The 12,606-nt window shown below is 60.0% G+C and carries 14 protein-coding genes; 4 read left to right on the top strand and 10 right to left on the bottom strand.

Annotated features, from left to right (window positions below):
• Window positions 1-73 precede the first annotated feature (73 nt).
• Genes KW846_RS01070 through exbB form a run of 3 tightly spaced genes read right to left on the bottom strand, consistent with a single transcriptional unit; the run spans window position 74 to window position 2,229 of the window.
• The gene (locus tag KW846_RS01070) at window positions 74-823 is read right to left on the bottom strand and encodes an energy transducer TonB (RefSeq protein ID WP_015097375.1); all 750 of its coding nucleotides are present in this window, start codon (window positions 821-823) and stop codon (window positions 74-76) included.
• The gene (gene exbD / locus KW846_RS01075) at window positions 820-1,248 is read right to left on the bottom strand and encodes a TonB system transport protein ExbD (RefSeq protein ID WP_007975187.1); all 429 of its coding nucleotides are present in this window, start codon (window positions 1,246-1,248) and stop codon (window positions 820-822) included. The genes KW846_RS01070 and exbD overlap by 4 nt, the downstream gene beginning before the upstream one ends.
• 6 nt (window positions 1,249-1,254) lie before the next feature.
• On the bottom strand, window positions 1,255-2,229 hold the full coding sequence (gene exbB, locus KW846_RS01080; protein WP_116579760.1) for a tonB-system energizer ExbB: 975 nt from the start codon (window positions 2,227-2,229) through the stop codon (window positions 1,255-1,257).
• A 188-nt stretch (window positions 2,230-2,417) separates the two neighbouring features.
• Between exbB and KW846_RS01085 the strand changes: the two genes are divergently transcribed.
• Window positions 2,418-3,272, top strand: coding sequence for an SDR family oxidoreductase (locus KW846_RS01085; protein ID WP_218481066.1), 855 nt, complete (start codon window positions 2,418-2,420; stop codon window positions 3,270-3,272).
• Between the two features lie 90 nt (window positions 3,273-3,362).
• Here KW846_RS01085 and KW846_RS01090 read toward each other — a convergent pair whose 3' ends face one another.
• The 6 genes from KW846_RS01090 to KW846_RS01115 all read right to left on the bottom strand — a co-directional run bounded on the left by KW846_RS01090 (window position 3,363) and on the right by KW846_RS01115 (window position 8,664).
• Entirely contained in the window at window positions 3,363-4,103 is a 741-nt protein-coding gene (locus KW846_RS01090) for a hypothetical protein (RefSeq protein WP_116579758.1), read from the bottom strand.
• A gap of 67 nt (window positions 4,104-4,170) precedes the next feature.
• Window positions 4,171-4,551 (bottom strand): RidA family protein, encoded by a 381-nt coding sequence (locus KW846_RS01095; RefSeq protein ID WP_003229509.1) that lies wholly within the window; start codon window positions 4,549-4,551, stop codon window positions 4,171-4,173.
• 22 nt (window positions 4,552-4,573) lie between these two features.
• The gene (gene spoT / locus KW846_RS01100) at window positions 4,574-6,679 is read right to left on the bottom strand and encodes a bifunctional GTP diphosphokinase/guanosine-3',5'-bis pyrophosphate 3'-pyrophosphohydrolase (RefSeq protein ID WP_007975182.1); all 2,106 of its coding nucleotides are present in this window, start codon (window positions 6,677-6,679) and stop codon (window positions 4,574-4,576) included.
• A gap of 57 nt (window positions 6,680-6,736) precedes the next feature.
• Window positions 6,737-7,000 (bottom strand): DNA-directed RNA polymerase subunit omega, encoded by a 264-nt coding sequence (rpoZ, locus tag KW846_RS01105; RefSeq protein WP_007921129.1) that lies wholly within the window; start codon window positions 6,998-7,000, stop codon window positions 6,737-6,739.
• Window positions 7,001-7,167: 167 nt separating this feature from the next.
• The gene (gene gmk / locus KW846_RS01110; RefSeq protein WP_007975181.1) at window positions 7,168-7,788 is read right to left on the bottom strand and encodes a guanylate kinase; all 621 of its coding nucleotides are present in this window, start codon (window positions 7,786-7,788) and stop codon (window positions 7,168-7,170) included.
• A 12-nt stretch (window positions 7,789-7,800) separates the two neighbouring features.
• Window positions 7,801-8,664, bottom strand: a complete 864-nt coding sequence (locus KW846_RS01115) for a YicC/YloC family endoribonuclease (protein ID WP_007975180.1) — start codon at window positions 8,662-8,664, stop codon at window positions 7,801-7,803.
• Window positions 8,665-8,932: 268 nt separating this feature from the next.
• On the opposite strand from KW846_RS01115, the gene rph reads away from it, so the two are divergent.
• The 3 genes from rph (at window position 8,933) to gltS (ending at window position 11,685) form a co-directional block, all read left to right on the top strand.
• Window positions 8,933-9,655: a ribonuclease PH gene (gene rph, locus KW846_RS01120; protein ID WP_007975179.1), complete on the top strand. Its 723-nt coding sequence runs from the start codon at window positions 8,933-8,935 to the stop codon at window positions 9,653-9,655.
• A 27-nt stretch (window positions 9,656-9,682) separates the two neighbouring features.
• Window positions 9,683-10,051 (top strand): DUF4870 domain-containing protein, encoded by a 369-nt coding sequence (locus tag KW846_RS01125; protein ID WP_104450281.1) that lies wholly within the window; start codon window positions 9,683-9,685, stop codon window positions 10,049-10,051.
• Between the two features lie 425 nt (window positions 10,052-10,476).
• On the top strand, window positions 10,477-11,685 hold the full coding sequence (gene gltS / locus KW846_RS01130) for a sodium/glutamate symporter (RefSeq protein WP_218481067.1): 1,209 nt from the start codon (window positions 10,477-10,479) through the stop codon (window positions 11,683-11,685).
• 87 nt (window positions 11,686-11,772) lie between these two features.
• Here gltS and KW846_RS01135 read toward each other — a convergent pair whose 3' ends face one another.
• Window positions 11,773-12,552, bottom strand: a complete 780-nt coding sequence (locus KW846_RS01135) for an exodeoxyribonuclease III (protein WP_003176915.1) — start codon at window positions 12,550-12,552, stop codon at window positions 11,773-11,775.
• Window positions 12,553-12,606: the final 54 nt, after the last annotated feature.

The following is a 12,606-nucleotide window of genomic DNA, read 5'->3' on the forward strand; positions in this document are numbered from 1 at the left end:
ACATTCGACATCTACGTTGAATGTTAGACCGCTATCGCGAGCAAGCTCGCTCCCACATGGGGCGGTGGTGCGTTTACCGACGGCGTTTTTCCAGCGAATACACAAAGGGTGCAACGATTTCGATGGAGCCATTGGTCAGCATGTCGGCCGGCGGCTTGGGCAGCGGTTGAGCGCGGCGGATCATTTCCAGGGTGGCCCGGTCCAGATCGGCGGTGCCCGAGGCGCCTACCAGCTCAAACGACAACACATTGCCTTCGGCATCCACGACGAAACGCAGGCGGTTCATGCCTTCCTTGCCCCGTGCCTGTGCACTGGCCGGGTACTTTTTGTACTTCTGCAGGTGCGCCAGCAGCGTGCCTTGCCAACTGGCCTTGGCCGCCAGTTGAGCGGGTGAAGGGCCCGGTGCAGGCTGAGCGGATTTCTCCGTTGGCGCCTGAGTCTGTTGCGTTTCGGCAGGCTTTTCTTCGGCCGGTTTTTCCTTCGGCGGTTCGGGTTTCTTCTCTACCGGCTTGGGCGGCTGTGGCTTCGGCTTTGGCTTGACGGGTTTGGGCACGGCAATTTCAGCTTTCGGCGCTTCGGCGAGCTTGGGGATCGGCAGTTCTTCAACCGGAGCCGGTGGCTGCGGTGGGGTGACGACCTTCGGCGGAGCAGGCGGTGGCGGGGCAGGGACCGGTGCCAGTTCGACCATCATTGCCTGGGGCGGCAATTCGATGGGCGGGCGGGCGGACCAGTTCAGCGCCAGCGCGATGGCCAGCGCGTGAACGCCCAGCACCACAGCCAGGCTACCGCTGTAACGCGTCAGCTTATGGCGCGTCGTGATCATTTCTTGGCTGCCGTCTCGAGTCCGACCAGACCTACCTTCAGGTAACCGGCCGATCGCAGGTTGTCCATCACGCTCATCAGGTCGCCGTAATCCACGCCTTTGTCGGCCTGGAAGAAGATCGTCGTGTCTTTTTTGCCCTGGGTCCTGGCGTCGAGGGTGGCGCCGAGTGCTTCGGCCTTCACTTCGTCTTCACCGAGGAACAGGCGCTGGTCAGCCTTGACGCTGAGGAATACCGGTTTCTCTGGCCGCGGCGCCGGTTTGGCGGTGGAAGCGGGCAGGTCGACCTTGATGTCCACGGTGGCCAGCGGGGCCGCCACCATGAAGATGATCAACAGCACCAGCATCACGTCGATGAACGGCGTGACGTTGATTTCGTGGTTTTCGGACAGATCGTCGTCTGCCCCTTCTTTCAAATGCAGGCCCATGGCCGATTACCCCACTTTCACCATGTGCGGTTGCGAGCTGCGCTCAGGCTGGTGGTCGAGGTCGCGGCTGACCAGCAGCAGGACCTGTGCCGACGCGTCGGACACCTGAGCTTTGTAACCGGCGATGGAGCGGGCGAAGACGTTGTAGATCACGACCGCAGGGATCGCTGCAACCAGGCCCAGTGCGGTGGCCAGCAGGGCTTCGGCGATGCCGGGAGCGACGACGGCGAGGTTGGTGGTCTGGGTTTTGGCGATGCCGATGAAGCTGTTCATGATGCCCCACACGGTACCGAACAGGCCGACGAAGGGCGCGGTGGAACCGATGGTCGCCAGCACGCCGGTGCCGCTGCTCATGTTGCGACCGCAGGCCGCGACCAGGCGCTCAAGGCGGAAGCTGACACGCTCCTTGATGCCTTCTTTCTCGCGGCTGTTGACCGACAGGCGCATCTCTTCGAGAGCATCGTGCACCAGCAGGTTGGCGAGGGTGCCTTCCTTCGCCGCCGTCGCGCTGGCTTCCTTGAGGGAGGTGGATTTTTTCAGTTGAGCGATTTCGCCGCGCAGGCGACGCTTGGCGCCCATCAGCTCAAGACCCTTGGCGATCCAGATGGTCCAGGTGATGATCGAGGCGATGGCCAGGCCGATCATCACGATTTTCACGATGATGTCGGCATTCTTGTACATGCCCCACGGCGACAGGTCATGGGCCATGCCCAGAGTGTTGTCGGCTTCAAGGACTTCAGGAACGTCTTCACCCAGATTATCTGTCGGCGCTGCCTGGGCAGGATCCGTCGCGACGGGAGCAACGGCCGGGGCGGCGTGATCAGCCGGTGCAGGGGCTGCGGCGGCGGCCGGAGTCGCTGGCGGCTGGGCATCGGCGAAAGCCGCGACTGGCGCGAGCATCAGGCTGAGGAACAGGGCGGCCACCGCGCTCCAGGCGCGAGGTCGTTTGGTTGGCGAAGCGGAGAGTTGATTACGTGTCATGCTGGCCGGACCTGAGAGAAAAAACGGGTGATGTTCTTCCAGGCCTCGAAGGGCCGAGAACAAAAGTGGGGCGTATTATTGCAATTAATTCTTGTTAACAGAAGTAATAGCGTCTCTTTTTTTCCTGCGTTGCTAGCCGCCTGTCTGTTGTCGGCGCTAGTCTGTGGCTTTGCGATGGGAGTTTTCTGATGTCTGCGCCTACTGTTTTGATCGCCGGCTGCGGTGATGTCGGCAGCCGCCTGGCCACTCAACTGCTGGCGGCGGGATGGGAGGTTCATGGCCTGCGGCGGGATGTTGCTCGCCTGCCCGCGGGCGTCATCGGCGTTGCCGGTGATTTGTTCAACAAGGACTGCCCGGCCACTTGGCCGATCGGTGCCGTGGATTACCTGGTGTATTGCGCGGCAGCCACCGATCACGACGAGGCCGGCTACCGTGCTGCCTACGTCCAGGGGCTGGAGCATGTGCTGGAGTGGCTGAACGACTACGGTCAGGTGCCCAATCGCTTGTTGTTTGTGTCCAGCAGCAGTGTTTACGGGCAGCAGGATGGCGAGTGGGTCGATGAGCGTTCGTCTACGGTGGCGTCCGGTTATTCTGGACGTTTGATGCTTGAGGCCGAGCAGATCGCGCTCAAGAGCGGTATCCCGGCCAGCGTCGTGCGACTGACCGGCATCTACGGCCCGGGCCGTGAGTGGTTGCTGACCCAGGTCCGCCGGGGTTATCGCGTGGCGGTTGAACCACCGTTGTATGCCAACCGGATCCATGCGGACGATGCCGCAGGGTTGATGGCCTGCCTGCTTGAGGCGGACCGGCGAGGCGTGGCGCTGGAGGATGTCTACATCGGCGTCGATGACGAGCCGGCAGCGCTGGCCGATGTGGTGGGCTGGTTGCGCGGGTATCTGGGCGTGACCGAATGGGACGAGGATTCAAGCGTGCGGCGCACCGGCAGCAAGCGTTGCAGTAATGCGCGGGCCAAGGCCTTGGGCTGGACGCCGAAGTATCCGAGCTTCCGTGAGGGGTATGCGGCGATTCTTGAAGGGCGCTGAACAACAAAAAAGATCGCAGCCTTCGGCAGCTCCTACAGGTGTTTGCATGACCCTGTAGGAGCTGCCGAAGGCTGCGATCTTTTCAGAGGGTTACTGTTTTTCCAGTAGCCACTTGCGATCTCCGGGCGTGTACTGAGGCATCTCGTCCGCCTGCGCCGTGTTCACGGTCTGGAAAATCTCCAGTTCCTTGCCCTTGCGCGCAAAGATCCAGGCGTTTCCTTGCCCATTGAGCTGCAGCCACATGTTGTCATTGCCGCCACTCATCGAGGCGCAGTCGCCGGCCAGGCACAGCGCATAACGGTCAGTACCCGGCAGGCCGGTCACCTGGCCGTCGGCCTGGAATTGCACGGTGTCGCCTTCGCCGGGGCCGCTGACGACTTTCCAGCTACCGCCCATGTAGGCCGAATACAGCGCGCGTTCGAAGCTGGCGCCCAGCGGTGCGCCATCCGGAACCGGGATCAATGCCCGGTCGAAGACCTGGGCCGATTCGTTTTCGGTCGCGGTCTGGCTCAATTGTTTGCCGTCGCGCTTCAGCTCACTGCCGGAGCTGCCATAAAAATCGACTTTCCAGAGGCCGGATTCTTCACCCTGCAGCTTGCCTTCGACGTTTTCAAAGCCGTTGGTGTAGCGGGCCTGGCCGGCCTTGGTGTTGATGTCCCATTCCAGGTTCGGGCCATAGGCCTGGAGCGCTTCACGCAGGGGGACGCCTTTGGCGGCGGCATCGATCGCCACCTGATTGATCCAGGTGCCGCTGATATCACGATCGGCAGGGTTGCTGGCACATCCGCCCAGGAGTAGGGCGAGCAGCGAGAGAACAAGCGCATTGCGCATGGTGGAATCCTTTCAAGCTTTCTTTACAGCAGAGCAGTCGGCGCAGCCCCAGGCTGCGCCGTGCACATTACTCGATGACCAGGATGGCATCCATTTCAACCTGCGAACCCTTTGGCAGGGCTGCAACGCCGATGGCGGCGCGGGCAGGGTAAGGCTGGTCGAAGTACTTGCCCATGATCTCGTTGACCTTGGCGAAGTGGCTCAGGTCGGTGAGGAAGATGTTCAGCTTGACGATGTCCTTGAACGAACCGCCGGCTGCTTCGGCTACGGCCTTGAGGTTCTCGAACACCTGGACGGTCTGGGCTTCGAAGCCTTCGACCAGTTCCATGGTTTTCGGGTCCAGGGGAATCTGACCTGACATGTAAACGGTGTTGCCAGCCTTGATCGCCTGGGAGTAAGTACCGATGGCGGCCGGGGCCTTGTCGCTGGTGATAACAGTCTTGGTCATGAATGACTCCTTGTAAGTGGGCTTAAGCGCGCATGCGGGTGATGCGGATCACCCCGGTCAAGGCGCGCAGTTTCTTGATCACGCGGGCCAGGTGCACGCGGTCGTGCACGCTGACCACCAACTGGACCACGCTGATGCGACCATCGCGTTCGTCCATGCTGATTTTCTCGATGTTGCCGTCGGCGGCGTTGACACTACTGGCCAGCAGGGCAATCAGGCCGCGCTGGTGTTCCAGTTCGACGCGCAGTTCGACGTTGAATTCGCCGGTGACATCCTTGGCCCACGAGAGCTGGATGCATTTTTCCGGGTTGTGGCGGATTTCGCTGATGTTGCGGCAGTTGTCCAGGTGCACGACCATGCCTTTGCCCGCGGACAGGTGGCCGACAATCGGGTCGCCCGGGATCGGCGTGCAGCACTTGGCGTAGCTGAGTACCAGGCCTTCGGTGCCGCGAATCGCCAGCGGGCCTTCCGGGCTTGGCAGCTGTTCGCCTTCGCCGAGCAGTCGGCGAGCCACCACATAGGCCATGCGATTGCCCAGGCCGATGTCTTCGAGCAAATCCTCGATCAGTTCGAGGCGGTACTCGGCGAGCATCGCCTTGACGCGTTCGGCCGGGATTTTCTCCAGCGCGCTGTCGAATCCGTTGAGGACCTTGTTCAGCAGGCGTTCGCCGAGGCTGATGGATTCGGAGCGGCGTTGCAGCTTCAGGGCATGGCGGATGTGCGTGCGCGCCTTGCCGGTGACCACGAAGTTGAGCCACGCCGGGTTCGGCCGTGCGCCAGGAGCGCTGACGATTTCGACCGTGGAGCCGCTTTGCAGCGGTTCGGACAGCGGTGCGAGGCGACGGTTGATCCGGCAGGCAATGCAGCTGTTGCCCACGTCGGTATGCACGGCGTAAGCGAAGTCGACCGCCGTGGAACCCTTGGGCAGCTCCATGATCCGGCCTTTGGGCGTGAACACGTAGACCTCGTCCGGGAACAGGTCGATCTTCACGCTTTCGATGAATTCCAGCGAGTTGCCGGCGCGTTGCTGCATTTCCAGCACGCCCTTGACCCACTGGCGGGCGCGGGCATGGGTGCCTTTGGGCTGCTCGTCGCCGCTGGATTTGTACAGCCAATGGGCGGCGATGCCGTTGTTGGCCATCTCTTCCATTTCACGGGTGCGGATCTGGATCTCGATCGGAACACCGTGCATGCCGAACAGTGTGGTGTGCAGCGACTGGTAGCCGTTGGCCTTGGGGATCGCGATGTAATCCTTGAAGCGCCCCGGCAACGGTTTGTACAAGTTATGTACAGCACCCAGCACGCGGTAGCAGGTATCGACCTTGTCGACGATGATCCGGAACGCGTAGACGTCCATGATCTCGTTGAAGGCCCGACGCTTGCCGCGCATTTTCTTGTAGATGCCGTAGAGGTGTTTCTGGCGACCGCTGACCTCACCCTGGATGCCGTCGATGGCCAGGCAGTGGCTTAAGGACTCTTCGATCTTGTTGACGATTTCCTTGCGGTTGCCCCGGGCGCGCTTGACGGCCTGGTAGATCCGCGCGGAACGCATCGGATGCATGGCCTTGAAGCCGAGGTCTTCGAATTCTATGCGGATGGCGTGCATGCCCAGCCGGTTGGCGATGGGCGCATAGATTTCCAGGGTTTCCTTGGCGATGCGCCGGCGTTTTTCACCGGACAGCACTTCCAGGGTGCGCATGTTGTGCAGGCGGTCGGCCAGCTTGACCAGGATCACGCGAATGTCGCGGGCCATGGCCATGGCCATCTTCTGGAAGTTTTCGGCTTGGGCCTCGGCCTTGGTCTCGAAGTTCATCTGGGTCAGTTTGCTGACCCCGTCGACCAGTTCGGCCACGGTTTCGCCGAACTGCGCTTGCAGCGCTTCTTTGGCAATACCGGTGTCTTCGATCACGTCATGCAGCATCGCGGCCATCAGGCTCTGATGGTCCATGTGCATGTCGGCAAGAATATTCGCCACCGCAAGTGGGTGCGTGACGTACGCCTCGCCGCTACGGCGGCGTTGGCCGTCGTGGGCTTGTTCGGCGTAGAAATACGCTCGGCGGACCAGGTTGACCTGGTCCTTGCCGAGGTAGGTCGATAAGCGATCGGCGAGGGCGTCTATGCTCGGCATGATGTCTCCTGCCGTAAGCTGTGATCCCGCGCCGTGCTACGTCGACCAGGCATAGGCTTAGACGGCCTCGTTGGACTCGTCCTCGAATGCAGCAAAAAGCGGTTCATCTTCAACGATTTCGGCTTCGGCGATAGCTGCGTAGTCGATCAGGCCTTCAGCGATTTCGCGCAGGGCGACAACGGTAGGCTTGTCGTTTTCCCATGCTACTTTCGGCTCTTTGCCGCCGGTGGCCAGTTGACGGGCACGCTTGGTAGAGAGCATGACCAGCTCAAAGCGGTTATCCACGTGTTCTAGGCAGTCTTCAACGGTTACGCGGGCCATGGTCTTCCTCGTAGCAAATGCAATATGCGCGCTGCCCGGATGGGCGAGCGGACTCAACAGTTTAAAAAATCACCAGCGATTAGGGAAGCGCTGATTTTTTGACCAAGCCCTTCAACGCGCTGCAAGTGCCAATGTAAAGCCCTTGCAGCGGTTTTGGGAAGAGCTGATTAACCGAGCAATTCAGCCAGTAATTTGCCGTGACGCTGCTGCTGACGCTTCTGAATCAGCTGATTGGCGCGGAAAATCGCCTTCAGGTCGTGCAGAGCGTGGGCGAAATCGTCGTTGATGATCAGGTAATCGTAGTCAACGTAATGGCTCATTTCGCTGACGGCTTCGCGCATCCGGCCGTCAATGATCTCGTCGCTGTCCTGGCCACGGTTGGTCAGGCGCTGGTGCAAGGCCTGCAGTGACGGCGGCAGGATGAAGATCGAGCGAGCCTGCGGCATCAGCTTGCGCACTTGCTCGGCACCTTGCCAGTCGATTTCCAGGATCAGGTCGTGGCCTTCGTCCAGGGTCTGCTGCAGGTGGCTTTGCGAAGTGCCATAGAGATTGCCGAACACTTCGGCGCGCTCGAGGAAATCGCCGTGCTCGATCATCTTCACGAACTCGCTGCGGTCGACGAAGTGATAGTTCACGCCATTCACTTCACCCGGGCGCATGGCGCGCGTGGTGTGGGAGACCGAGACGCGGATCTCCGGATCGGCATCGGTCAGGGCCTTGACCAGGCTGCTCTTGCCCGCGCCCGAAGGGGCGGAAATGATGTAAAGGGTGCCAGTGCTGTGGGTCATGTCGGGGTAGCCTTACTCAATATTCTGCACTTGTTCGCGCATCTGCTCGATCAACACCTTGAGGTTGACCGCAGCCTGGGTGCTGCGCGGGTCGAAGGCTTTGGAGCCCAGTGTGTTGGCTTCGCGGTTGAGCTCCTGCATCAGGAAGTCCAGGCGCCGACCGGCAGCGCCGCCGGATTTGAGTACCCGGCGAACTTCGATGATGTGAGTGCTCAGGCGATCCAGTTCTTCGGCGACGTCGCTTTTTTGCGCGAGCATGACCATTTCCTGCTCCAGGCGCTGCGGGTCCATCTCGGCCTTCATGTCGGCGAAACGGTCGAGGACTTTCTGGCGCTGGGTGGCGAGCATCTGCGGGACCAGTTCGCGCAGGGTCACCACGTCTTCTTCGATGGAGGTCAGGCGCTCGTTGATCAACCGTGCCAGCTCTGCACCTTCGCGCTCGCGGCCGGCCTTGAGTTCCTTGAGGCCCTGGTTGAACAGTGCCAGCGCTTCGGCGTTCAAGGCTTGCGGGTCGGTGGCGTCGCCCACCAGTACGCCGGGCCAGGCCAGGACTTCCAGCGGGTTCAGCGCGGCCGGGTTCTTGATCAGGCCGGCGATGGTCTCGGCGGCGGCGACCAGTTGCGCGGCGCGCTCCTGATCGATCTGCAGCGCTTTGCCGGTGTTTTCTTCGGTGAAGCGCAGGGTGCATTCGAGCTTGCCCCGCGATACGCCTTGGCGCAGGGCTTCACGTACCGCGCCTTCGAGGTCGCGAAAGGACTCCGGCAGGCGCAAGTGGGGTTCCAGGTAGCGGCTGTTGACCGACCGCAGTTCCCAGCTCAGGGTGCCCTGGACGCCGGCTTTTTCGACGCGGGCGAAGGCGGTCATGCTGTGCACCATGGCGGTACCTCGCAAGGCAGATCGGCGCAGAACCTTGGTTCCGGGAATCCGATATCAATGAATTAAAGCCGACTGGCAGCAAAGGCGCAGGATTGTAGCGCAGTGGCGCGGATGCGCCCAAACACAGGGTGTGACATAGAGCGGCAGGCCTGTGCCGGCGTGCAGTGCAGAGCCTTCGGTCGTCGGCGGATTTTTTTAGAAGTGCCCAGGGGCGGCCGTCGGCTCTATAATGCTCCGCAGTTTTCCGTCCCCAGTACAGGTATTCCCTATGATACGTCCAAGTGGTCGCGCTGCCGATCAGCTCCGCTCGATCCGCATCACCCGCAACTACACCAAACACGCCGAGGGTTCTGTGCTGGTCGAGTTCGGTGATACCAAGGTCATCTGCACCGTCAGCGTTGAACCGGGCGTACCGCGTTTCCTCAAAGGCCAGGGCCAGGGCTGGCTGACCGCCGAGTACGGCATGCTGCCACGTGCCACCGGCGAGCGTAACCAGCGTGAAGCCAGCCGTGGCAAGCAAGGCGGCCGTACCCTGGAAATCCAGCGTCTGATCGGCCGCTCGCTGCGCGCTGCGCTGGACATGACCAAGCTGGGCGACGTCACCCTGTACGTCGACTGCGACGTGATCCAGGCAGACGGTGGCACCCGTACGGCATCGATCACCGGCTCCATGGTCGCGCTGATCGATGCCTTGAAAGTGATCAAGAAGCGGGGCGGCCTGAAAGGCGGCGACCCGGTCAAGCAGATGATCGCTGCTGTTTCCGTGGGCATGTACAAAGGTGAGCCTGTGCTCGACCTCGACTACCTGGAAGACTCGGCGGCCGAAACCGACCTGAACGTGGTGATGACCAGTGCCGGCGGTTTCATCGAAGTCCAGGGTACTGCCGAAGGCGCGCCGTTCCAGCCTGAAGAGTTGAACGCCATGCTGGAGCTGGCGAAGAAAGGCATGAACGAGATCTTCGAACTGCAAAAGGCCGCATTGGCCGACTGACCGGACGCTCCAGGCAAGGAGGACACCATGAGTGACGAACAACTGCCGCTGCCCACGCCGAGCCAGGAGGTGCGCCAGTGGGCGATGTTCTGTCACCTGTCCGCCTTGCTGGGAATCTGGATTCCGTTCGGCACGCTGATCGGCCCGCTGATTCTCTGGCAAATGAAGCGCGAGATGGACCCGTTCATCGATGCCCAGGGCAAGGAGGCTTTGAACTTCCAGATCACCGTCGCCATTGCCTCGGCCATCTGCTTCCTGCTGATGGTGGTGATTGTCGGCTTCTTTCTGTTTGGGCTGATCGCTATCGGTGCGCTGGTCCTGACCATCATTGCTGGCGTGAAGGCCAACGAGGGTTTTCCTTACCGGTACCCGTTTACCTGGCGACTGATCAAATAACGATCAATCTTCATTTGCAGGAACGAGCCTGCGCGCACCCACAGAAGCAAAACAGAAGCAGCGTCAGCCAAGGTAATAAGCAAATGCCCCGATCATTCGGGGCATTTTTGTTTGTTACACCAAATAAATGTTTCAAGCTGTAATTTATATTTACTAGTTGTAACGACTGTTATGGCAAGTGCCGCTGAGCTAATACATTTTTAGTCACAACTGTAAAGTGTCGATATTGCCCTTATGCTTGGCAATAAGTCAGGGTGATTGATAAAGTTGCCCCCACGAAATATTTCAAGAAATATTTTGATATATTCAGACCATTGAAGGTCCTTGAATTCACCATCAATCAGTGTTGAGAAATTCAACCTGTTCAAGAGGCGTGTCCAGGTAAAAAGTTCGCCCCTGAATATATATCCAAGAATAAGTGCAAAATGATTCAGCTCGATTTTTATGGAACATTAGTCGCCGCCTCCCTGGTGCTGTTATTGGGTCGCGGGCTTGTCACACGTGTCGGTTTTTTACGCGCCTACAATATCCCCGAACCTGTAGCGGGTGGCCTGGTGGTTGCCCTGGTTCTCCTGGCCTTGCGCAGCTTCGATGTTCAAGTCCGGTTCGACACTTCGTTGCAGACCCCCTTGATGCTCGCGTTTTTCGCCACCATTGGCTTGAGCGCCGACTTCGCCAGCCTGAAGAGGGGCGGGCGCGTCGTGGGGATTTTCATTCTTGCGGTCACCGGGCTTCTGCTGGTCCAGAATGCCATGGGCATCGGTCTTGCCAGCCTGCTGGGGCTTGATCCTCTAATGGGTCTGCTGACAGGCTCGGTGACCCTGGCGGGCGGTCACGGCACAGGCGCTGCCTGGAGCGCGACATTCAGTGAGAAATACGGCCTGGCTTCGGCTTCCGAGCTTGCGATGGCCTCTGCGACCTTCGGCCTGGTGCTGGGCGGTCTGATTGGTGGGCCGGTCGCCCGCTTGCTGATCAAGCGAGTACAGGTACCCGGTTGCGTTGAGCAAGCGAAGCCGCGCGCGCCAAAGGGCTTTGAGCAACCGAACAAGGAGCGCTCGATCACGCCTTTCTCGTTTATCGAGACACTCGCGCTGATCGCCGTCAGCTTGCTGGCAGGTAATCTTCTCAATGGGCTGTTGCTCGGCAGTGCATTCGAGTTGCCGACTTTCGTTTGTGTGTTGTTCGTCGGTGTTGTTCTGCGCAACGGGCTTTCGGCGCTTGGCTTGTATCAGGTGTTTGAGCGCGAAGTCTCGGTGCTGGGGAATGTAAGCTTGTCGCTGTTCCTGGCAATTGCCCTGATGTCCCTCAAGCTATGGGACCTGGCATCGCTGGCATTGCCGATCTTTATCATTCTGGCTGTGCAAACAATCGTCATGGCGCTGTTTGCGATATTCGTGACGTTCAGAATAATGGGGGGCAACTACGATGCGGCAGTACTGGCGGCAGGACATTGCGGTTTCGGGCTGGGTGCCACGCCAACAGCCATCGCTAATATGCAGGCTGTGACACAACGCTACGGACCTTCGCAGATTGCGTTTCTGGTGGTGCCAATGGTGGGCGCTTTCTTCATCGATATCATTAACGTCATCGTGATCAAGTTGTTCCTGGCGCTGCCATTTTTCGTCGTTGTCTGAAGCCCAGCCGGCTTGCCCCATAAAAAATGCCCGTATCTTGCGATACGGGCATTTTTTTGACCGGCTTGGCGTCTGCGAAACGACGCCTCAGATGGTCAGCGTCCAGTCGTAGTCCACGATCAGCGGCGCGTGTTGCGAGAACCGCGGCTGGCGTGGCAAGCGTGCACTGCGTACGAAGCGGCGCAGGCCCGGGGTCAGCAGTTGATAGTCGAAGCGCCAACCAAGGTTGAGCATCTCCGCCTGTTCGTTATCTGGCCACCAGCTGTACTGGTCGCCTTCCCGGCTGACTTCGCGCAGAGCGTCGACATAGCCCATGTTGCCGACAATCTCGTCCATCCAGGCACGTTCAGGCGCCAGGAAACCCGGAGATTGCTGGCTGTCGCGCCAGTTCTTGATATCCAGCTTCTGTTGCGCCACGTACAGCGAGCCACAATAGATGTACTCGCGACGTTTGCGCCGCTGTTTATCAAGATAACGGGCGAAGTCGTCCATTAGCTTGAACTTCTGGTTCAAGTCTTCATCGCCGTTCTGCCCCGAAGGGAGCAGCAAGGTCGCGATGCTGACCTTGTCGAAATCGGCTTGCAGGTAGCGCCCGTAGCGGTCGGCCGTCTCGAAACCGAGACCGCTGATGACAGCCTTCGGTTGCAGCCGCGAATACAAAGCCACGCCACCTTGGGCGGGGACTTCGGCATCGCAGGCATAAAGGAAGTATCCATCCAGTTGGAAGGCTGGATCGTCCAGTTCAAAGGCGGAGGCGCGGGTGTCCTGCAGGCAGATGACGTCGGCATTCTGTGCCTGCAGCCAACTGAGCAAACCACGCTCGACTGCAGCCTGAATACCATTGACGTTCACACTGATGATCCGCATAAATGGCCCCAAAAATCGCGTGCGTGTATGATACACGGCGTCAAGCTAATTAGC

The sequence above is a fragment of the Pseudomonas sp. PDM32 genome (assembly GCF_019219225.1).
GTDB classification, from domain to species: Bacteria; Pseudomonadota; Gammaproteobacteria; order Pseudomonadales; family Pseudomonadaceae; genus Aquipseudomonas; species Aquipseudomonas laurylsulfatiphila.